Annotated in this window: 19 protein-coding genes; 13 read left to right on the top strand and 6 right to left on the bottom strand. The window is 52.8% G+C overall.

Annotation, left to right across the window (positions count from 1 at the left end; all coding sequences use genetic code 11):
* Nucleotides 1-302 precede the first annotated feature (302 nt).
* The 3 genes from JKP81_RS04795 to JKP81_RS04785 all read left to right on the top strand — a co-directional run bounded on the left by JKP81_RS04795 (nt 303) and on the right by JKP81_RS04785 (nt 5,035).
* Nucleotides 303-689, top strand: coding sequence for a transporter (locus JKP81_RS04795; RefSeq protein WP_200550782.1), 387 nt, complete (start codon nt 303-305; stop codon nt 687-689).
* Between the two features lie 312 nt (nt 690-1,001).
* On the top strand, nt 1,002-1,883 hold the full coding sequence (locus JKP81_RS04790) for an ABC transporter six-transmembrane domain-containing protein (protein WP_370568826.1): 882 nt from the start codon (nt 1,002-1,004) through the stop codon (nt 1,881-1,883).
* Nucleotides 1,884-1,921: 38 nt separating this feature from the next.
* Nucleotides 1,922-5,035, top strand: coding sequence for a multidrug efflux RND transporter permease subunit (locus JKP81_RS04785; protein ID WP_200550780.1), 3,114 nt, complete (start codon nt 1,922-1,924; stop codon nt 5,033-5,035).
* Nucleotides 5,036-5,167: 132 nt separating this feature from the next.
* Here the strand turns inward: JKP81_RS04785 and JKP81_RS04780 are convergent, their stop codons facing one another.
* Complete coding sequence (locus JKP81_RS04780; protein ID WP_200550779.1) at nt 5,168-5,650, bottom strand: RES family NAD+ phosphorylase; 483 nt, start codon at nt 5,648-5,650, stop codon at nt 5,168-5,170.
* 758 nt (nt 5,651-6,408) lie between these two features.
* On the opposite strand from JKP81_RS04780, the gene cspA reads away from it, so the two are divergent.
* A complete protein-coding gene (gene cspA / locus JKP81_RS04775; RefSeq protein ID WP_016495754.1) occupies nt 6,409-6,621 on the top strand; it encodes an RNA chaperone/antiterminator CspA in 213 nt (70 codons plus the stop codon).
* A 13-nt stretch (nt 6,622-6,634) separates the two neighbouring features.
* Here the strand turns inward: cspA and JKP81_RS04770 are convergent, their stop codons facing one another.
* Nucleotides 6,635-6,886 (bottom strand): hypothetical protein, encoded by a 252-nt coding sequence (locus tag JKP81_RS04770; protein WP_200550778.1) that lies wholly within the window; start codon nt 6,884-6,886, stop codon nt 6,635-6,637.
* A gap of 377 nt (nt 6,887-7,263) precedes the next feature.
* Between JKP81_RS04770 and JKP81_RS04765 the strand changes: the two genes are divergently transcribed.
* Nucleotides 7,264-9,177: a methyl-accepting chemotaxis protein gene (locus tag JKP81_RS04765; protein ID WP_200550777.1), complete on the top strand. Its 1,914-nt coding sequence runs from the start codon at nt 7,264-7,266 to the stop codon at nt 9,175-9,177.
* Between the two features lie 75 nt (nt 9,178-9,252).
* Here JKP81_RS04765 and JKP81_RS04760 read toward each other — a convergent pair whose 3' ends face one another.
* The 3 genes from JKP81_RS04760 to JKP81_RS04750 all read right to left on the bottom strand — a co-directional run bounded on the left by JKP81_RS04760 (nt 9,253) and on the right by JKP81_RS04750 (nt 12,559).
* Entirely contained in the window at nt 9,253-10,287 is a 1,035-nt protein-coding gene (locus JKP81_RS04760) for a S66 peptidase family protein (protein ID WP_200550776.1), read from the bottom strand.
* Between the two features lie 135 nt (nt 10,288-10,422).
* On the bottom strand, nt 10,423-10,770 hold the full coding sequence (gene yajD / locus JKP81_RS04755; protein WP_013365700.1) for an HNH nuclease YajD: 348 nt from the start codon (nt 10,768-10,770) through the stop codon (nt 10,423-10,425).
* 136 nt (nt 10,771-10,906) lie between these two features.
* Nucleotides 10,907-12,559: a phosphoethanolamine transferase gene (locus JKP81_RS04750; protein WP_200550775.1), complete on the bottom strand. Its 1,653-nt coding sequence runs from the start codon at nt 12,557-12,559 to the stop codon at nt 10,907-10,909.
* 98 nt (nt 12,560-12,657) lie between these two features.
* Here JKP81_RS04750 and JKP81_RS04745 point away from each other — a divergent pair, with 98 nt between their 5' ends.
* The 4 genes from JKP81_RS04745 (at nt 12,658) to JKP81_RS04730 (ending at nt 16,598) form a co-directional block, all read left to right on the top strand.
* Nucleotides 12,658-13,353, top strand: a complete 696-nt coding sequence (locus JKP81_RS04745; RefSeq protein WP_017457108.1) for a response regulator transcription factor — start codon at nt 12,658-12,660, stop codon at nt 13,351-13,353.
* Nucleotides 13,354-13,376: 23 nt separating this feature from the next.
* The gene (locus JKP81_RS04740) at nt 13,377-14,609 is read left to right on the top strand and encodes a HAMP domain-containing sensor histidine kinase (RefSeq protein WP_200550774.1); all 1,233 of its coding nucleotides are present in this window, start codon (nt 13,377-13,379) and stop codon (nt 14,607-14,609) included.
* Between the two features lie 105 nt (nt 14,610-14,714).
* Nucleotides 14,715-15,107 (top strand): diacylglycerol kinase, encoded by a 393-nt coding sequence (locus JKP81_RS04735; RefSeq protein WP_200550773.1) that lies wholly within the window; start codon nt 14,715-14,717, stop codon nt 15,105-15,107.
* A 279-nt stretch (nt 15,108-15,386) separates the two neighbouring features.
* Nucleotides 15,387-16,598, top strand: coding sequence for an MFS transporter (locus tag JKP81_RS04730; protein WP_200551067.1), 1,212 nt, complete (start codon nt 15,387-15,389; stop codon nt 16,596-16,598).
* A 31-nt stretch (nt 16,599-16,629) separates the two neighbouring features.
* On the opposite strand, the gene JKP81_RS04725 is transcribed toward JKP81_RS04730, so the two are convergent.
* Nucleotides 16,630-17,427 (bottom strand): AraC family transcriptional regulator, encoded by a 798-nt coding sequence (locus JKP81_RS04725; RefSeq protein WP_200550772.1) that lies wholly within the window; start codon nt 17,425-17,427, stop codon nt 16,630-16,632.
* Nucleotides 17,428-17,638: 211 nt separating this feature from the next.
* Between JKP81_RS04725 and cfa the strand changes: the two genes are divergently transcribed.
* From cfa to JKP81_RS04705, 4 genes are all read left to right on the top strand, one after another.
* Nucleotides 17,639-18,787: a cyclopropane fatty acyl phospholipid synthase gene (gene cfa, locus JKP81_RS04720; protein WP_200551066.1), complete on the top strand. Its 1,149-nt coding sequence runs from the start codon at nt 17,639-17,641 to the stop codon at nt 18,785-18,787.
* A 94-nt stretch (nt 18,788-18,881) separates the two neighbouring features.
* The gene (locus JKP81_RS04715) at nt 18,882-19,601 is read left to right on the top strand and encodes a (Fe-S)-binding protein (protein WP_200550771.1); all 720 of its coding nucleotides are present in this window, start codon (nt 18,882-18,884) and stop codon (nt 19,599-19,601) included.
* Between the two features lie 9 nt (nt 19,602-19,610).
* Nucleotides 19,611-21,044, top strand: a complete 1,434-nt coding sequence (locus tag JKP81_RS04710) for a LutB/LldF family L-lactate oxidation iron-sulfur protein (RefSeq protein WP_200550770.1) — start codon at nt 19,611-19,613, stop codon at nt 21,042-21,044.
* Nucleotides 21,044-21,739 (top strand): lactate utilization protein C, encoded by a 696-nt coding sequence (locus JKP81_RS04705; RefSeq protein WP_200550769.1) that lies wholly within the window; start codon nt 21,044-21,046, stop codon nt 21,737-21,739. The genes JKP81_RS04710 and JKP81_RS04705 overlap by 1 nt, the downstream gene beginning before the upstream one ends.
* Nucleotides 21,740-21,807 lie beyond the last annotated feature (68 nt).

Below are 21,807 nucleotides of genomic sequence, written 5' to 3'. Positions count from 1 at the left end.
AATAACGCGCAGCTCATCAGCGAACATGAGACCTGCTTGTGCGACGAAAGTTGCATCCACATAAACGCGCTGGCGTCTTATTTTTTCTCAATGTCTGACGGCAACATCCGCAAGCGAATATTTATCAGGCTGGCATACACACTCGCTCCACATTCGGGTAATCAATTTTCCATAGTCCTGGATAACAATAGAAAGTAAGGCATATAAAATAACGCGTTACTGGAAAACGATGACATAAATAAACACGGTAAAAACATGTCATTTCATTACTGGTAGCGCGCTCTCTCGGAGTAGAAATATCAATGAAGTACCTACGGAAGCTCACCGTTGAAAAAATCAGTTCATTGATGATATTTTCTTTATGGTTATGGGGAATGTTCTATGCATGGCTTATTTTGATGCACAACGTTGAGGAGAAAGTAGGCGCGACGCTACTTTCATCGCCGTTTATCTATGCGGCATTAAGCGTTTCTCTTATATTGTTTTTGCTACAAGAAAAAGCGGGCGTACTGAAAGAGCTGGCTATCGTAACCTTCTTTTTGGTTATCATTTTTCTCCATCTTATTCTTATCTTTAACATTCTCTTGCTCAGGTTCCCTGATATTTATGACGTTAGTTTTTATTATGAGTGTTTTTTGATTATTTTCCTCGGCGTTACGCCGATGTATCTTTTATTAAGAATCCTCTGAATATTATTGAATGTGAAGCGGTGAACTTTTCCGATGTGCGTGGTGACAGGGAGTCAGAAAATCCTGCATCGTAACAACTCCAGGGAATTAGCCGCCTCCATATAACCTCCATAAAACATGCATTCTGCGTAAACATCAAAACGATAGAGTGTATCAACGCAGTGTAATCCGGGCGCATATCTTAATCGGCTCGCAATGAACGAGCATGGGTGATTAACGATAAAAGCAATCCAGGATTGTTCATCCATACCGTGCAGATAATTTTTTATAATGACGTCGATAAATAAAAACCCTCCGTCCTCTACTGAAAATATGAAAAGGACATTAAAACATCTGGCCGTAAAAAACTGGAAAAAGCTCACTGTGACTTTTTTGCTGGTTTTCGCGGAAAATGTGACCTATTTGTTGTATCCGGTGCTGGCAGGCATCGCTATCAATGCGATTCTGGCGGGGAATGCCCTCACAGCCGCGCTGTATGGGCTGATGATCCTCTTTATCTGGATCCTCGGCGCAACCCGACGCAGTATCGATACGCGTACGTTTGCACGTATTTATGCCAGCCTTGCCGTATCGGTTATTGTTGCTCAGCGTAAATATCAGCTTAATCACTCAACCATCGCCGCGCGGGTGGTGTTATCCCGTGAATTTGTTGATTTCTTTGAGATGCATCTGCCGATGCTGATGACCTCGATTATTTCCCTTTTCGGCGCCGCCATTATGCTGCTCATTATTGAGTTTCACGCCGGGGCGATGTGTGTGGTTATCGTCATTATTCTGTCGTGCTTTCTTAAAAGTTATACCCGTAAAAATGAGTTGCTGTTTAACCGGCTGAATAACCGGCTGGAGAAGGAAGTGGACTATGTGCATAAAGCCACCACGCTCTCGCTTAATCGCCATTATTCATCCCTTGCCCGCTTGCGAATTAGCCTTTCCGATCGTGAAGCGCTGGGATACCTTGCAATCGGCGCACTGATCGCCCTGCTCTTTACCCTGACCATCATAGTAATGACCTCAACCCAGGGCGTGAACGCCGGGCATATTTACTCAGTAATGACGTATATGTGGATGTTTGCCACCAGTCTTGATGATGCTCCGCAGCTTCTGGAGAAATTTTCACAACTTAAAGACATAGGTAAACGCGTCAAGACAGATGATGTTGATACCGGGACATTATCACCGCAGCAGAAATCTTGATTTTAATGATCTCGCCTTAATTGTTCGGAAATTAATTCATGCCACAGTTTTTTATTGACCGGCCTATTTTTGCCTGGGTTGTTGCACTGTTCATTATCTTGAGTGGGTGTTTATCCATCCCGCATCTTCCGGTCGCGCAATACCCGGCGGTTGCGCCGCCGAGTATTATTATTTCGGTCAGTTTTCCTGGCGCGTCACCTGACATGATGAATAGCTCGGTGGTTTCACTTATTGAGCGCGAGATCACGGGCGTAGACAATTTACTCTATTTCGAGTCCACCAGCGACACCACTGGGATGGCGTCCATCACCGTGACCTTTAAACCCGGAACGGACAGCAAACTCGCGCAGATGGATTTGCAAAATAAGATAAAAACGGTGGAGCCGCGTCTGCCACAAGCGGTGAGACAAAACGGCGTCAGCGTTGAAGCAGCCGAGTCTGGTTTTCTGCTGATGGTCGGTCTGAAATCCGATACGGGTACCTATCAGGAGGCAGATCTGAGTGATTATTTCGCCAGGAATATCAGCGATGCGCTTCGCCGCGTGCCGGGCGTAGGTAAGGTTCAGCTGTTCGGGGGTGAAAAAGCCATGCGCATCTGGCTTGACCCGGTAAAAATGCACCATTACCAGCTTTCGGCCAGCGACGTTATCAGCGCGGTTAGCCAGCAGAATGTGCTGGTTTCACCCGGCAGATCGGGAGACGAACCGGCGCTGCCAGGCCAGGACGTCACTTATCCGTTAACCGTGAAAGGGCAACTTACCTCTGTTGCGGAATTTAAAAATATCACGCTTAAAGCGTCCACGGACGGCGCGCGTCTGACGCTCGGCGATATTGCGCGCGTGGAGTCAGGGTTACAGAGTTACACCTACGGCATCCGGGAAAATGGCGTTCCGGCGACGGCAGCTGCGATTCAGCTTTCGCCTGGCGCGAATGCCATCAGCACTGCCGCCGGGATTCATCAGCGGCTGGCCGAACTGAGCACCGCGCTGCCGCAGGGCATGACGTTTACCGTTCCGTTCGACACCGCCCCTTTTGTAAAAGTGTCGATCATGAAAGTGGTACAAACGTTAGCCGAAGCGATGGTGCTGGTTTTTCTGGTGATGCTGATATTTCTGCACAACATCCGTTGCACGCTCATCCCGGCCATTGTTGTCCCGGTGGCACTGCTCGGCTCATTCACCGTGATGCTGTTAAGCGGCTATTCCATCAATATCCTCACCATGTTTGGCATGGTGTTAGCCATTGGCATCATCGTCGATGACGCGATTGTCGTCGTCGAGAATGTTGAGCGCCTGATGGCAGAAAAAGGTCTTTCTGCGCGCGAGGCGACCCGCGAAGCGATGCGGGAAATCACACCGGCGATTATTGGCATCACGCTGGTGCTCACCGCCGTATTTATCCCGATGGCCTTTGCCAGTGGTTCGGTCGGGGTGATTTACCGCCAGTTCACGGTTTCAATGGCGGTATCGATCCTGTTCTCCGCTTTTTTAGCCTTAACGCTGACGCCCGCGCTCTGCGCCACCTTGCTGAAGCCGCACCCAAAAAATGCGACTTCAGCGGGAAGATTTGCCGCCTGGTTTAACCGTCATTTTCACCTGCTCACTTCGCGCTATACCTCGGGGCTGGGGTATGTCGTAAAGCGAACCGGGCGGATGATGCTGCTCTATGCCGCGCTGTGCGCGGCCCTGCTGATGGGGTTAATCACGCTACCATCCTCTTTTTTGCCCGAAGAGGATCAGGGATATTTTATGTCCTCCATTCAGCTCCCTTCCGAGGCCACGATGCAGCGCACGCTCGCGGTGGTGAAACGCTATGAAGATGAGGTAGCCGCACGGCAAGCCATTGAAAGCAATATTATGATCCTCGGTTTCGGTTTTTCAGGCTCGGGGCAAAACTCCGCGCTGGCCTTTACGACATTAAAAGAGTGGTCATCCCGCAAGGGGATCGCAGCCCAGGATGAGGCCGATCTCATCCAGTCAAAAATGCAGTCCGTACCCGACGCCGTAGCCATGAGCCTGCTGCCGCCCGCTATCTCCGATATGGGCACCTCTTCCGGCTTCACCTTTTATGTTGAAGACAGATCTGGCAAAGGCTACGAGGCGCTGAAACAGGCCGCAGACACGCTGGTTTTACAGGCAAACAAGCGTGTGAATCTTGCGGATGTCTATATCGATGGATTACCCGAGGGCGCGTCTATTTCCCTGAACATTGACCGGGAGAAAGCTGAAGCGTTAGGCGTATCGTTTGAGGAGATCAATCAGGCCATTTCGGTTACCTCGGGTTCAAACTACGTTAATGACTACACCAATGCTGGCCGTGTCCAGCAGGTCATTGTGCAGGCCGATGCAGCCTACCGAATGCAGCCTGAAACGCTGTTAAAAATATCCGTAAAAAACAGGCTCGGGGAAATGGTGCCGCTTTCAGCGTTTGTCACCTCGTCATGGCACCAGGCCCCGCAGCAACTCAATCGTTATCAAGGATACCCGGCCATTCGCATTACCGGCAGCGCTGCTCAGGGCCACGCCAGTGGTGATGCGATGAAAACCATGGAGCAGCTGGCAAAGACATTACCGTCAGGATTTACCGGCGAGTGGGCAGGCAGTTCGTTGCAGGAGAAAGCCTCGGCTTCTCAGTTGCCAGGATTAATTCTCCTTTCTGTGCTGGTGGTATTTCTGGTGCTGGCGGCACTGTATGAAAGCTGGTCAATTCCCGTTTCCGTGATGCTGGCTGTACCGTTGGGGCTTATCGGCGCGCTGATTGCTGTCAGCGCGGTCAGTATGACCAACGATGTGTTTTTCAAAGTGGGCTTGATTACCCTGATTGGTCTTTCGGCCAAAAACGCTATTTTAATTGTCGAATTTGCCCGTCAGCTACGCCACCAGGGGATGAGCACTCTGGAGGCAACGTTACTGGCGTCCCGACAACGGCTGCGTCCGATTTTGATGACCTCGCTAGCCTTCACGCTGGGCGTTGTTCCCCTGATACTCGCCAGCGGTGCCAGCGCCAGCACGCAGAATGCCATCGGTATTGGGGTTTTCGGGGGCATGATCAGCGGCACCTTATTCGCAATTTTCTTCGTGCCGGTATTTTTTATCGTGGTGACCACCTTTTTTGACGGGCGTTTGCGTTCCTTAAATGGACGAAAAGCGTGACGGATAAACAGGCCGGTAATCCCGGCAGTGTTTGTTTAACAACGCCAAAACGGACTGAATAAAATTTGCTTGCGGCATAAAGGGAACGGGCGATGCGGGTGCCCGTTCCCGCATGTCACCCGGCGTCATGCTTTATTCAATAATATGGACATGACATTGACTGTTGTTATTCCAGGCAAAAAGCACCAGATGCCAGAGTCCTGGCGCTTTACGGGAAGGGTCAATTAAGCCATTAAAGCCGAGTGATTCCAGACGATTACGCACACCCCATGAACCGGGAACACCGCCCTCCGTCACAATGTTTTGCCATGGCGCAAGTGCATCGTGAAGGTTAATGCCCGCAGCCAGCAGCGCATCTGTATTCCTCAGATCAAAAATTTTATTCGCAATAACCCTGACTTTGACTATTTCAAGGTTGTCACTCCTGTTGCCACGGTGGGATTGCATGGCTGCCTCTACGCCTGCAGGCGATGAACTCAGATACAGCGTCGGTTGATGGCGGTCAGAATAACGCCCTGGCGCTCTGGAGCCTGCTAATACCAAGTGCCGGTAAGCCGGATCAACTGCGCGATAAAAGACCCCATCAACCTCTGTAAAATGCGTGGTCAGATCCATAAAGCCCTCCATTCTGTTCTGAGAAAATAAATCTGCCACCTGGCAGCGTTGATTCTGCTTCGTTTAATGACCTGCTTTCCGCTCTGATGACCGGATCCAGGCTGATTCGACGGGCGGCTGCATGCTGCGCCGATACGCGGATAAACTTGATGCTGCTCAATATGTAGTCCGATCCGCGTTGCAAGGCAAACAAGCGAGGCGTATCACCGTCGATGGCACTTTTGCCATTCTTGGGGACGGAAACATGGCTGACAGAAGACCACTTAATCCAGACGTCGTCGTACCTAAACCTGGTGGTGGTAAACAACCTCGCGATCGCAACAATGACGGAAGGGTTCGTGAGAAACGCTCGGACGCGGGTAAACCGAGAAAATGACGACTGGGGCCACCTTGCGGTGGCCTTTTTGTTTGTCCGATAAGCGAATTGGGAGCGCAGTCTTGCTAAAACTTTGCGAAATAACAGGCTTAAGAAAGTACTTACAGGCGAGCAAAACAGACAGCCATGCAGCCATCCGGGTGTGTAAGTGGTTAAAATAAAAAAACATAAACATTGCCAAATCGAACTCGCTATGTCTTAATAGTGCCATCGGTTTGGAATACAGACCTTATGAAAGCAGTTTTAGTAAAGCAGTCCTCAGTTCAAGAGTTATCCAAAGATACCCTTCTTCATGAGCCTCCTCCTAAGTGCCAAATAAGTCACTCTATAATCACAGGCCATTATCGCCGCGCTTCGTGGCTCATTAATTAAGGAAATATCAATGTCTAATAAAATGACTGGTTTAGTAAAATGGTTCAACTCTGACAAAGGTTTTGGCTTTATCACTCCGGACGACGGCAGCAAAGATGTGTTTGTTCACTTCTCTGCAATCCAGAGCGACAGCTACAAAACCCTGGATGAAGGTCAGAAAGTCTCCTTCACCATCGAAAGCGGCGCGAAAGGCCCGGCAGCTGGTAACGTTACCGCGCTGTAAGCCCCGCCCTTTATCAGCAGTGCTTACCACAGCGATGACGGTAAACAGCCTGAGCAGTTAAGCGCGACTGAGAATAAAAAACCCGCCTGGTGCGGGTTTTTTGTTGCCTGCATATCGGGAAAACTGACAACACTGCTGCAAAACAGGCATGGTGCTGTTCTGGCAGAGCAGAAAACCAGAAAAGCAACATTGAGAAATATCCTGCCAGGCTAATAAATATTGCGAGCCCGCCCACATTTAATTCACCGCTATCACCAAAGAACATAGAACACTCATTAAAACCAGGCTAAGCGGTAATTTCACAAGCCCGGCAACATGGATAACGGCACATATAATATATTCCCTCTCCATTTTACCAATGCCAATAAAACCTTTGCTGACTCATGATTACAACGGTGATCGAATATAAGCGCCCTGCTTTTTTGATATCCATAATGCAATGTACTTCATTTACTTAAAATATATTCCTCACCTGTGATTTTTTCTTTTTTTTCATTAAACAAAATGCGGCAATTGTCGATAAGTAATTTGATGAGCCCTATCTCTCGCGTCCTCTTAAGAAGTGAAGACACCTGCAACATGATAAGAAGTGAAAATGAAACCGTCTTTTGAATATTAAGAATTAATATTGAGGATACCTCTATGACAAAGCTGTTACCGTCAATAAAAAACCTGCCTGTTGCTGCCAAGCTATTTGGTGGATTTGCGGTTTTGATAATTATCATTGTTCTGTCTTCACTTATCAGTATTCAGCAATCCAGTAATATTCGCGATCACGCCCTGAAAGGAAAATTAATCAATGAAATCAGTACAGAGCTAAATACCGCACGGCGTAACCGTTTGACGTATCAATTAAACCACGATGAAAAATCCCTTGAGGCGAACAAAATCGCCATTGAAAAAATGGACCAGCAAGCGATTACTGGCCTGGACTACACCTGGGATGATGACGCCCACATTTTGTTTGATGAACTGCGCAGCACTATCCCTGATTACGCCACGCACCGGGACACGTTTGTTAAGCTGGAAAAAGTGACCGTCGCGCAGTCACAGAGCCTGACATCAGCGGATATGAAAACCCTGCTCAATCAATTTAATACCCGCCTTGAGCAGCAGGAAACCACCTCCAAAAATGAGATAGCGTTGCTGAATCGCCTCAATAACATTTGGGCAACGGCGTATGAAATCCAGTCATCTGTCGGTAAGCAAGGGATGGATGCTTTTGCCCGTCAACACGATGAAGCGACAAAAATGCTTAACGCTGAAAATGCGGTGTTTAGCGCTGAAGACAAAACGATGGCGCAGGCTTTTCTCAGTAGTATGCAGGGACACGTTGCTGCATATGCCGCTGCATTAAAAGAGTCGCAGAAGGCAGCGACGGAATTGACGACCGTTGCAGAAAAAATCAATACCGTTACCTCGAATTTGGTTACAGGCCAGACGCAGAAAAATATCGATATTATTCAGCGGGTGATGATCATTATGGGCGTGGTTGCCCTTTGCGCCGTACTGACGGGGTTACTGGTTGCCTGGCTGCTTACGCGGCAGATGACGCGGCAGATAAAACACAATCTGACACTGGCAGAACGTATTGCCGAAGGTGACCTGACCGCAACCATTGAGCCGCAGTCTAAAGATGAACTGGGTCGCCTGACGCTGGCCATGGGCGTGATGAACGATAAGCTTCGCGAAATGATCACTCAGATAAAAGAGTCGGTGGTGCATGTTGCAAATGCCTCATCGGACATTTCAGCAGGCAATACGGATCTGGCCTCCCGCACAGAGCAGCAGTCTGCCGCCGTGGTTGAAACGGCGGCAAGCATGGAAGAGTTGACCTCAACGGTTAAGCGTAATGCCGACAACGCGCGCGAAGCCAGTCAGCTCGCCGTGCTGGCGGCGGAACATGCGCGTTCCGGTGGGAAAATTGTCTGGGATGTCGTCAGCACAATGGAGACCATCACCGAAAGCTCAAACAAGATCACGGATATTATCAGCGTCATCAATGGCATCTCTTTCCAGACCAATATCCTTGCGCTTAACGCAGCCGTTGAGGCGGCGCGCGCAGGTGAACAGGGTCGCGGTTTTGCCGTGGTGGCAGGAGAAGTAAGAAGCCTTGCATCGCGCAGCGCCCAGGCCGCCAAAGAGATCGAAAGCCTGATCAAAGAGTCTGTACAACGCGTGGTAACCGGTTCAGAAATGGCCAATAAAGCCGGGACGACGATGGAGCAGATTGTCTCTTCTGTCACCAATGTGAGTGGCATCATGAACGAAATCTCAAGCGCTTCGGAAGAACAGAGCAGAGGTATCGATCAGATTGGTAAAGCGGTCACCGAGCTGGATTCAACGACACAGCAGAATGCCGCGCTGGTTCAGGAGTCGTCGGCGGCTTCATCATCTCTGGAACAACAGGCTGAACAGCTTGCACAACTGGTTTCGGTGTTCAAACTGCGTTCCGATACCGTTAAGCCGAAAAACAGCGTAGCGGCGCCTCACCGCAAGGTTGATCTGAAGCCCGCAACGTCGACCGGTCATAGTGCTGACTGGGAGTCGTTCTGACGATTGCTCTTTCCAGTAAGTGCCCTCCTGATGAGGAGGGCACGGTTCACGGCCTGGTCATAAACAGGTAGCTGCCTATTGCCTGTCTGACAGATACGGTTCGACGATAGATACCTTGTGATTGTCGAAATCAATGGCGAGTGTTGCCCCAAGCGGCAATGTCAGCATCGGATGCGTGTGGCAACAATCGAAACCATCAACGATCGGAACGTTTTCGTCCCCTAAAACTTCCCGCAATACATCGTAAGGCGTCCGACCGCTTCCCGCGTTATCGAATAATTCATGTTTGCCAAGAAGGATCGCACGCACTTTTTTAAAGACGCCATTGAGTTTCAGCATGGCGAATGAACGTTCAACGGTGGCAATGTCTTTTAAACTATCTTCAATGAACAGAATGTCACCGGATCGTATTTCAGGCATCCATTCGCTACCCCAGATACCCGATAACGTATTCAGGTTACCGCCAATAACACGCCCTGTTTGTACCCCCTGACCGATAAACCGGCAGTTATTCGCATACAGTGTTTTAGTTCGTACCGGCTCGGCATCATCCCAGTTAAGCCGTTCATCCGTCCATTTTTCCGGTAAAACATAGCCGTAGTGACCGTTATTCTGTCCGCAAAGTATTTCAATAAAAGCGTGATATGTGGCATCAACCAGCGGCGGAAATTCACCAAATGAAGCAACCAACGCCGGGCCATAAAAGGTAACTAATCCCGTTCGCGCATAAATTCCCGCCAGTAAGGCGGTGGTATCTGAATAACCGATGATTATTTTCGGGTCTGCTTTCAGGGCGTCATAATCAATAAAAGGCAGCAAAGCGTTACTATTATTTCCCCCGATTGTCGACATCACACAGCGAATGTGCGGATCGCGAATAAGTTCGTTGAACTCCTGCGCCCGCTCAGCAATCGTGCCGGAGCGATAGAAATCAGACTTGCCAGTCAGGCAACCGGCTTTAAGACGAAACCCTTTCTCCTCCAGGAAGCGTTTTCCACGGCTAAACCGATTTGGAGCCGTGGTTGTTACCGGCGCAGATGAAGAGAAAAAACCAATGGTGTCTCCGACCTGAAGAGGCGGCGCCAGAAGAGGCTTGCTGAAGTTAATCATTGGGATCCTTGTCTGTACTTACCTGCCAGCTTGCGAGCAAAACCTGTTTAGCACGCTTACTTAACGCCACGACTGACAACATGTTACCGACCTGCACCGCACTGATTTTGTGGGCAGAAACGAACGTTGCTGGCGCTATTTCTTCTTATTGAGCATCGATTTTAAATCGGCAAAGGGATTATACGTTGCGGCTCCAACATCTTTTTGCGCGTCTTCACCCGCCACCACGGTTGTGCCGTATTGATCGGCTTCCGTATACTTTGAGTGTTCGTGGTCGTGGCAAAACAGACATAACAGCTCCCAGTTACTGCCATCTTCCGGGTTATTGGTATGGTCGTGATCGATATGGTGAACCGTTAATTCTCGCAGATTTGAATAGACAAACTCGCGGGAACAGCGCCCGCACACCCACGGATAAATTTTAAGTGCTTTCTCACGATAACCGCTTTCCAGCCGCGCGTAGTTTTTTGGGATCAAAGCCATTGCCAGTGCCACCTGATATAAAAAGATAATTTTCTACTATATCGCAAAAGAGACCCACTGGCGTAACCTGCGGCGGTGACTTTGCTCAAAGCACCGCAGATGGCCTGCTTTTCAACCAGATAAATGCGCAGCCGCTTTATTGCCGCTGCATCACGGTTCGACACCCGGCGAAGATATCCAGTGCGGGTTGATAAACACGGCTTTGCACAGTGAAGAGCCCAAGAATCGAGTGATAGAGATTGTCATGGCTATAGCTGTTGCTATCGGCATGGCTGCGCATACAGGAGAGACTGAGCCCGGCATGCTGTGCAAATGCGGGCGAAAACCACATCACCAGCGGGACATGAGTTTGCTCCTCGGGCGCAATAATGTACGGCGTACCGTGCAGGTACATCCCCCGCTCGCCCAAAGACTCGCCGTGGTCGGAAACATAAATCATCGCCACGTCGCGCTGTGCGGAATAGCCCTGCAACACCGCAATGGTTTTGTCTAGCATCCGGTCGGTGTAGACCAGCGTATTGTCGTACGTATTGAGCAGCGCCTCGTTACTGCACTTATCAATCTGATTGCTATCACAGGTAGGGCTGAAGATGCTGGCCTGCGCCGGGTAACGTTCGAAGTACGTCGGCCCATGGCTGCCAATCTGGTGCAACACAATTAATGCGTCCCCCGCCATCGCATCAATGCGCGCTGTGAGCTGGTGCAACAGCACTTCGTCATAACAGGTGCCATCTTTATTAACGCAGAGGCCAGCAACGTTCTGCGCGGGCATATCATCGGTGGGCACGCGCTCGCAGATACCTTTGCAGCCACCGTTGTTATTGTTACGCCAGAGAATATGAATGCCGGTGCGTTGCAGGATGTCGAGCAGGTTCTCTTCCGTCGCGGCACGCACGTCGTTGTATTGCGAACGGGTCATGCGCGAAAACATGCACGGCAGCGAAATGGCCGTCGCCGTGCCACAGGATGAGACATGTTTGAAACTAATGATATCCTCGCGCTGCGACAGCATTGGGTTGGTCGGGCGCGCATACCCATTAAGCTGGAAGTTCTGCGCCCGCGCCGTTTCCCCGACAACAACAATCACCAGTTTTGGCCGCTCCGCAGCCGTTCGCGTGGCATCTTCCGCCACCGTGCGTAAAGGCTGCGATTTCACGCTGTACTTGCGTTTCAGGTAGCCATTGGTATTGCGGACCACGTTAAACGGCAGCGCCTGATCTTTTATCTGCATATTGTTGCGCAGCAGCGAAGCGTAATCCTTGTAGAACGCCAGCGTCACGGCGGCAAAAAGGGTTAACGTCACAATAATTTGGCATAGCCACCAGAACAGGTGTTGTACGGGACGGCCGATTTTTTTGCCAGGCAACAACACCATCGCCGCCGCCGGCACCACACCCAGAAAAAGCAGCGTAAGAACCAGCGGAACAGAAAGGTAAGAAGTGAGCTCAGCCTGGTTAGTTTCAAAGAAATTCTGCACCATGCTGCGGTCTATCAGCACGTTGTAGCGCAGCATAAAATAGCTGCAACTGGCGCTGATGACGACCAGCGCCGCCAGCAGCGGTTTACGCAAGTACGGCAGCATCATTACCGGTGTCAGCAACACGTTAAAAAAACAGAACAGGAAAACCGGCAGGCTGATAACAAACAGTAAATTGTGCAGACTGTTGATCTCAACGTTGGACCACAGCGTTTGCCACAGCGCAATATTGCCAAAGGTGGTAAAGAACAGAGCGGCGACCCAGGTCAGTTGCACCGGGTTGAGCCGAAACGACGACAGACGTTGAAACATGCGCAATTCTCAGTGGGTTAGAAATGTGCGCAGTATCAACGCCCCGGTGTCAGGAAGTTGTTAAGGTAGCCGGCTCTTTTTCCCAATGCCGGTTTTCTATGACTCGCCTGCTCATTATCGAAGATAACCCTGAGTTGGTGGCCAACCTGTACGACTTCTTTGAGCCGCTGGGCTACGTGCTGGATGATGCACGTGATGGTGCCACCGGACTGCGTATGGCCACGCAGAATGACTACGATGCCATCCTGTTGGATCTGATGCTGCCGCGCCTGGACGGCATGACGCTGTGCAGCAAACTTCGCCGCGAATATCAAAACCCGGTGCCGGTACTGATGCTGACCGCGCGCGATCCGGTCGATGACCGCGTGCAAGGTTTTGCGCTGGGCGCGGACGATTACCTGGTAAAACCCTTTTCACTCAAAGAGCTGGATGCACGTATCCAGGCGCTGGTGCGCCGCGCCCAGGGGCGGCAGGTGCAAGGCACGCTAAGCTGGGAAGATCTGCTGGTAGATACCCGCGCGCCGCAGGCGTGGCGGCAAGGCCAGACCATCAATTTGACGCCGACCACCCACAAATTACTGCTGAGTCTGATGCGCGCCGCACCCGGCGTCGTCAAAAAGCAGGAGATGGAATACCTGCTGTGGGGCGACGAGCCGCCGGAAAGCGGCGCACTGCGCACACATATTCATGACCTGCGCCAGCGAGTTGACAAAAACTTCACATCTGCACTGATAGAAACGGTACATGGCATCGGTTTACGTCTGCACAAGCCCGGGGAGGCTTGTGCAGAATAATCATCAGAGGCAGAGCATCTACCATGAAATCCCTTTACCAGCAGATGACGCTCAATACGCGCATTACTGTTTCATTTGTGCTGCTGATGGTCGCGGTGATGGCATTTGTGGTCGTGGCCGAGCAACTCGACTACGACGAACTCCGCGCCTGGGCGATGGCGGAAAGCCTGCGCGACGAAGCCCCCCGGCTGGAAGAGGAGATTGCCAGCGGCATCCTCCCCGCCATGCCGCAAGGCAGCCAGCTCTACAACGCACAGACCGCGCCCGATGCGCTGCGCCAGTACACGCCAGGCTACCACCGGCTGAAAGCACCCGACGAACAGCACTTGCTGGTATTCACGCTGCATAACCAGCGCTACTACCTGCTGCAGGATGGCAATCGTTACGCCTGGCTGGAGTGGATGATTGACGGTTTCGCGCCGCTTATCATTCTGTTGTGCGTGCTGTGCGCCTTCTGGATTGGCCGTTTAACATCGGCGCGCGTTACCGTTCCCATTACACGGCTGGCCAACGCCGTCGAGCGCAATCAAAAGCCGTTACCTTTCCAGGACGCGAGTGATGAGATCGGCGTGCTGGCGCGCGCGTTTGCCCAACACAGCGATGAACTGGAGCGGTTTCTCCAGCGTGAGCGCTGCTTTGTCGGCGATGCCAGTCATGAATTGCGCACCCCGCTGGCGATCATTGGCGGAGCCGCGGAAACCATCGTGCACCAGTTACCTGCCGACAGCCATCTTGTGCCAGGCGCGGAGCGGATCGTGCGCACCACCCAGGAGATGCAGCGCCAGTTGACGTGCCTGCTGCTGCTTTCACGCGATCCGCAAACCCTTCCCCGCAGCGAGGTCGCGCTTCGTCCTGTGCTCGAAGAGTGCATCGCGCGCTGCCAGCCCTGGCTGGCAAAAAAGCCCGTCGCGCTGATACTGGACGCCACGGAGCAGACCCACATACAGACCAATGCTGAGCTGGCGCGCAGCGTTTTCTGGAACCTGCTGCGCAATGCCTGTCAGTACACCGCAGCGGGAGAGATCCGCCTGGCGCTGCACGGCGCAACCCTGACCATTTCAGACACCGGCCCGGGCCTGCCGTCGAGTATCGATCCGCTTCATTTTCAGCGCTTTCAGTCCGGCACGCAGCAAAATGGCGAGGGGCTTGGTTTATCGATTGTGCAACGCATTGTGGAACATCTTGGCTGGCGCATGACGGTTGAAAGCTCAGATCAAGGCTGCCGCTTTACGCTGGATATGCAGCGCACGCGCTAACCACGGCTGTTTATTGCCAGGTTTCTGTTTCCGATACGGTTCTGACAATTTCCTGACATCTCGTTTTGCATACTGCGCGCTCAACTCTTTCTTCAGGAGATGCACATGCAATCGTCAGGCCCCAGCGCAACTGGCAAATATTCTCACGGCAAAACCGGCATCGCGCGGATTGTCGGTACGCTAATTTATTCGCGCGACGGTTTTCTTACCGCCGTGTATGGCGAGGCGGCGTTCCGCCAGCTGCTTGTTTTACATAGCGTATTGATGGTTACCGCTTTGGTTGTCAACGTCAGCGGGGTTGAGCGCGCGCTGCTGCTGGCCGTGTGCTTTATCAGCCTGTTAGTGGAACTGCTAAATTCTGCCATCGAGGCGGTGGTCGATCGCATTTCACTGGAACGCCACCCGCTTTCTAAAAACGCCAAAGATATGGGCAGTGCCGCCCAAACGACGGCGCTGCTGATGGTCGCCGTTGTCTGGGGCGTGATTTTGCTGGCATAGCCGTTACACACCGTCTGCATCGTCAGTCGCTTTGACGATGCAGATTTATCACACGTTTGTAGTCGACCGCCTTTCACACGCCCCTTCGCCAGCGCGACAGAATGTTACATTTATGTATCACATGATTGACGTGAAAGCCGATTATTATCCCTTCTCACAGGTGTGCGATACGGCATCTGTTTTGTTTGCCAGCCGCCGAAAGGGATAACAATACGCTTTCAGGATGCGGAACCCACCGATACTCAGGAACGCTGCACCATGGACACAAAAAAGGCTTCTATGCCGTTACGATCGCTGCAGGCACTCTGTTTAGTGAACTTTTTCATGGCGGATGTCAGAGACGGTCTTGGCCCTTTTTTGGGGATCTTTCTCACTGAACATCACTGGCAAGCCGACAACATTGGCTGGATGATGACAGCCGGTGGTCTGGCAGGTCTGGTGGCGACCATGCCTTCCGGGCTGGTCGCTGACGCCACGCGGCATAAACGCGGCATTCTCGTCGCCTGCTGTTTGCTGATCACTGCCGCCACGCTGCTGCTCTGGGCGTTTCCGACTTTTTTTGTCGTTGGTTTTTCACAACTTGTCACCGGCGTATCCGCCGCGTTTATTGCGCCGCTGTTAATGGGCATTACGCTTGGCTTAACCGGCTCGTCAGGGTTTAACCATCAGATGGGCAGGAACGAGGCGTTTAATCACGGCGGAAATATGAGCGCCGCGATGCTGGCCGGCATACTGGTGTGGTACTTCGGTACTGATGCCGTTTTTATTCTGATGACCGGCATGGCGATATGCGCAACGTTCGCGGTGTTTGCTATTCGCAATAACGATATTGATAACCGCGCCGCTCGGGGTCTCGGTCACAATGAAGATCCGGCGGTCGTCCCCCGACTTTCCGCGATTATCACGCACCCCGCCCTTATCGCGACCGGCGTGACGCTGATGCTGTTTCATCTGGCTAACGCGGCGCTGCTGCCGATGCTCAGTATGCGCGTGGCCTCCGCGCCAGGCGGGGAAATGAGCGCCGGTGTGTATGCGGCGGCGACCGTCATTATTTCGCAGTTGGTGATGATTCCCGTCGCCTTATTCGCCGCCGCCAGGGCGGGAAAATATGGTTACCCGTGGCTGATTACGACAGCGTTACTGGTTTTGCCGCTGCGCGCGGCGCTGGCCTGCGTCTCGGCCGGGCCGCTTTTTATGATCCCGGTTCAGATACTGGATGGCGTGGCCGCAGGGCTACTGGGCGTGGCGGTACCCGGTTATATCGTTAAATTGCTGGAAGGCAGCGGGCACACCAACGCCGGGCAGAGCTTTATCATGCTGTTACAAGGTGTCGGGGCCGCATTCAGCCCGGCGATGGCGGGAACAATAGCGGCAAAATACTCCTACAGCGTGGCGTTTGCCGTGCTGGGCGCAATAGCCCTGCTGGCGCTGGTTATCTGGTGGCTACGCCGTCTTTTTTCCGGCGTTCGCACAGCGCGGCAGTATGATTGACGTCCGGCTGAAAAAGCGCGGCGGCGGTTAATTAATAGCGCGTTGGCGGCACGCCGAACATGGCGCGAAACGCAAAGGTAAACGAGGCCGGGCTTGAATAGCCAAGCTCAAGCGCCACCTGAGTTACGCTGCGCTTGTTTTTTAACATCACGACGGATTCCAGCAACCGCACCCGTTTTTTCCATTCGCTGAACGCCACGCCGGTCTCCTTTTTGAAACGACGTGAAAACGTGCGCACCGACATACCGCTACAGGAGGCCCACTGTTCAATGCTGTGCGCGTCGCCGGGCGTTTTCTGGATCTGGCTGCAAACTTTCGTCAGCAACGGTGATACCGGCCAGGAGACCGATAACCCGGCGTCGGGTAAGCCTCTGAGCAATGAAATCAGCACCTGCACTAACTGCGCGTCATCGCCTGCAGCATCATACTTTTCCGGCACGTTTTGCGTGGCGTAGTGAATATATTCACGCACAAAATCACTCACCACCACCACCTTACTGGCGCTAAAGGGGATAGTGGCGAAATCGGCTTCCACATACAGGCTTTCCAGCAATACGTCGCTGCCGGCAAGAAGACGATGAGGCACACGCGCCGGGATCCAGACCCCATAAAGCACGGGCACCACCAGCGTCTTGCCTTCAATTTCCACCCGCATACTTCCTTCGCGCGCATAGAGAAATTCCGCGAACGGATGCTCGTGCATGTCCACGCCCGTATCGCCGCGTAAAGGATAACTGCGAAAGTACACCGGGCGCGGCAAGGCCATCAGCACCGGCGCGGGCTGGCCACTAATGGGCTGACGAGGCGGCAACACAAGCTTAGAGCACATAACAACCTGACCTCTATTCGATGAAGTTTGTCTTGATAGCACAGCGCAGGCAAAACGGGTTTCCTGAATAATGAGCGGGTCATAAATATATTTCACCCGTTGTGAACAATTTACCAGCCAGCTGCCTGAGCGATAAGCCCTTTTCGCACTGACGGGCAGTGAATGACGGGGAAATTACCGGCTGAGCGCACGCTACGTTGAAGGAAAGATGATGGCTAACGAATGTACCGTCGATGTGATCAGTAAACCCGGCCACTGGCTGCGGATCGTCCAGGAACTGCTGTCTCAGGCAGGCATCAGGATTAATGGCCCCGAACCCTGGGATATCCGCGTGCATGACACGCGTTTTTTCAAGCGCGTGTTGCAGCAGGGTTCACTTGGGCTCGGTGAAAGTTATATGGAGGGCTGGTGGGATTGCAAACAGCTCGATGCGTTTTTTGACAAGCTGCTGCGCGCAAGGCTTGATGAGCAGCGCCCGGCGCGTTTCGCCGACCTGATGCGCATCGCCGCGGCGCGCATTATTAACCCTCAGTCCCGTCGCCGCGCCTGGCAAGTGGGTGAAGTCCATTACGATCTGGGTAACGATTTGTTTAACCGCATGCTCGATCCGCATATGCAGTACTCGTGCGGTTACTGGAAAAACGCCGATGAACTCTGTGCGGCGCAGGAGGATAAGCTCGCGCTGATCTGTGAAAAACTGCAGCTTAAACCGGGCATGACGCTGCTGGATATCGGCTGCGGCTGGGGCGGTTTAGCACAATACGCGGCGCGCCATTATGACGTCAGCGTGGAAGGCATCACCATTTCGGCAGAGCAAAAAGCCTACGCCGAAAGCCACAGCGAAGGGCTGGATATCCGCATCCTGTTGCAGGATTACCGCGATCTGGATAAACGTTATGATCGCATCGTCTCCGTCGGCATGTTCGAACATGTCGGCCCGAAAAACTATGCGACCTACTTTAACGCCGTCGATCGCTGCCTGAAGCCGGATGGTCTGTTTTTACTGCACTCCATTGGGTCGAATAAAACCCTGCATAATGTCGATCCCTGGATCAACAAATATATTTTCCCTAATGGCTGCCTGCCCTCCATTAAACAAATTGCTGGTGCCAGCGAACCCTATTTTGTTATCGAAGATGTGCATAATTTCGGCGCCGATTACGACAAAACATTAATGGCCTGGCATCGCCGTTTTAATCAGGCCTGGCCGCAAATAGCAGGCAATTACTCCACGCAATTTCACCGCATGTTTAATTATTACCTCACCGCCTGCGCGGGCGCATTTCGCGCCAGAAATATCCAGCTCTGGCAAATCGTATTAAGCCGCGGCGTCACCGGCGGACTGCGAGTGGCGCGCTAAAGAGATGATTAATCAGGCAAACACAAACCCCCTCGCCGCCTGCCTGAAATGAAAAATAACGTTATGCCGTTATCTTCGCTGGAAGCTAAATAATATGAACGTAAATTTCTTTGTTACCTGCATTGGGGACGCACTTAAATCGCGCATGGCGCGAAACAGTGTCCTGCTACTCGAACAGTTAGGCTGCCATGTTCAGTTTCCTGAAAAACAGGGCTGCTGCGGTCAACCGGCAATTAATAGCGGCTACATTCGTGACGCCTTGCCGGGTATGAAAGCGCAGATTGCGGCGCTGGAAATCAACGACGACCCGATTATCTCGCCTGCCGGTTCCTGCATGAACGCGATCCGCCACTACCCGGACTGGCTGGTCGATGAACCTGAGTGGGCGATGCGCGCCGTGAAGGTTGCCAGCCGCATGGTTGATCTGACCTCCTTTATCGTTAACCAGCTTGGCGTAACCGACGTCGGCGCGCGCCTGCCGGGGCGGGCGGTCTATCACCCCTCGTGCAGCCTGTTTCGTAAGCTCGGCGTGCGTGATGAACCGCTAATACTGCTGCGCGAGGTGCGTGAGCTGGAAATTGTGCCGTTTGGCGCCCAGGAAACCTGCTGCGGATTTGGCGGCACTTTTTCGGTCAAAATGGCCGAAATTTCCGGCGAAATGGTGAAAGAAAAGGTCGCGCATATCATGCAAGCCAGGCCGGATTACCTGATCGGCGCGGATGCCAGTTGCCTGCTGAATATCGGCGGGCGTTTACAGCGTGAAGGCCAGAACGTGCGTGTGCTGCATATCGCTGATGTGCTGATGAGCCGCTAAGGAAACACTATGTCGCTAAAAACCAGCAATGTTCCTTTTTATGACCGGGTACAGCAGCAAATTGACGATCCGGTAATGCGCCATGCCGTGGCGAACGCGCAGGATCGGATCGGTATCAACCGGCAGAAAATGGTCGATGAACTGGAAAACTGGCCCGACTGGCGCTCGCGCGCCGCTGAAATTCGCGCCCATGTTCTCGATAATCTCGATGCCTATCTTTACCAGTTAAGCGAAAAAATCCGCGCTAACGGCGGTCACGTCTTTTTCGCCGATACGCGTGAAGATGCCACCCGCTATATTTTGCAGATTGCCCGGGAAAAGCAGGCGCGCAAAATCGTTAAATCGAAGTCGATGGTGACCGAAGAGATCGGCATGAACGCCGCGCTTGAAGCGGCTGGCATTGAGGTCGTGGAAACGGATCTGGGCGAGTATATTCTGCAACTCGGCAAAGATGCCCCCTCGCACGTGGTGGTACCGGCCATTCATAAAGATCGCCATCAAATTCAGCACGTGTTGCGCGAAAAGCTGGGTTATAACGGCCCCGAAACCCCGGAAGCCATGACGCGCTTTATTCGCCAGAAGATCCGCGAGGATTTCCTCAGCGCCGATATCGGCATTACCGGCTGCAACTTTGCGGTTGCGGAAACCGGCACGCTCAGCCTGGTGAGCAATGAAGGCAATGCCCGGCTCTGTACCACCGTGCCAAAAACACATATTGCCGTGATGGGCATGGAGCGCGTAGTGCCGACATTCGCCGAGCTGGACGTCATCCTCACCATGCTGGCGCGCAGCGCGGTTGGTGCCCGTCTTACGGGATATAACACCTGGCTTACCGGCGCGAAAGGCAGCATGGAAAGCGACGGGCCGGAATCGTTCCATCTGGTTATTGTCGACAATGGTCGCTCACAGGTGCTGGGCTCGCCTTTCCAGGACATCCTGCGTTGCATCCGCTGCGGGGCCTGCATGAATACCTGCCCCGCTTACCGTCATATTGGCGGACATGGTTACGGCTCGATCTATCCCGGCCCGGTTGGCGCGGTGCTCACGCCGTTGCTCGGCGGTTATGATGATTTCAAAAATCTGCCTTATGCCTGCTCATTATGTACCGCCTGTGATGATGTCTGCCCGGTGCGCATTCCGCTGTCGTCACTGATCCTTGAGCACCGCCGCACGCTGGCGGAAAGCGGAAGAACGCCGGCGATGGAAAGGCACACCGTACACCTGTTCAATTACGCCAACCGCCATCCCCGGCTGTGGAAAGTAGGCATGGTCGCTGGCGCGCGCGCCGCCCAACTGATGATCCGCAACGGCAAAATGCCCTTTACCATCTCAGCCATCGGCAAGTGGACGGAGGCGCGCGATCTGCCCGCTGCCGATGGTGAGAGTTTCCGTAGCTGGTTTAAAAAACACCAAAAACAGCAACAAAACGGGGAGCAAGCCTGATGGAAAACCGTGATGCTTTTATGCAAAAAATTGCTGGTCGACTCGGTCGCGAACCGCGTCAGATACCGCAGCCGCTGGAGTTTGCCGGGCACGCTCCGCTGACAAGCCGCTATGCCGGGCAGATCCAGCAGCACCCCTGCGACAGTTTTATCGAATACGCGACAACGGTTATGCAGGCTCACTGCGAAGTGGCTCCGCTGGCAAAAATTCCCCAGCTTGCCGAACGGATCTGTAACCAATACGGCGGTGGTCCGCTGCTGATTAGCGGCGACGCCCGACTGGCAAACGTCGGGATCACCGCGCATTTGCGGAACACGTTTCCAGCACATTGCTGGGACTCAGCGGGCGGAGAAGAGAACCTGCGTCGTGCCGCACAAGCCAGTATTGGCGTGGTCTACGCCGAATATGGTTTGTGCGAAACCGGCGGTGTGGTGCTCTTTTCCTCCCCGCTACAGGGGCGCGCTATCAGCCTGCTGCCCACCACCACCGTGTTCGTTATCGATAAGAGCAGATTGCTGTACGGCGTCACGCAACTGGCGCACGTTTTGCGCCAGCGGGTGCAGGAAGGCGAAACGCTTCCCTCGTGTATCAATCTTATCGCCGGGCCAAGTTCGACGGCCGATATTGAGCTGATTAAAGTCGTCGGCGTCCACGGGCCGCTGAATGCCGTCTACTTAATTATTGAAGATTGCTGATGCGGATAATCTGACGGGCAGAAATATATCATCCGCCCGCTAATAGAGTGCCGTGATTACTCTTTTGC

The sequence above is a fragment of the Kosakonia sp. LAM2021 genome, assembly GCF_016620385.1.
In the GTDB taxonomy this organism is placed as follows: Bacteria; Pseudomonadota; Gammaproteobacteria; order Enterobacterales; family Enterobacteriaceae; genus Kosakonia; species Kosakonia sacchari.
The sequence above is the reverse complement of the archived record's forward strand: the minus strand, read 5'-3'. Positions and strand labels throughout refer to the sequence as shown.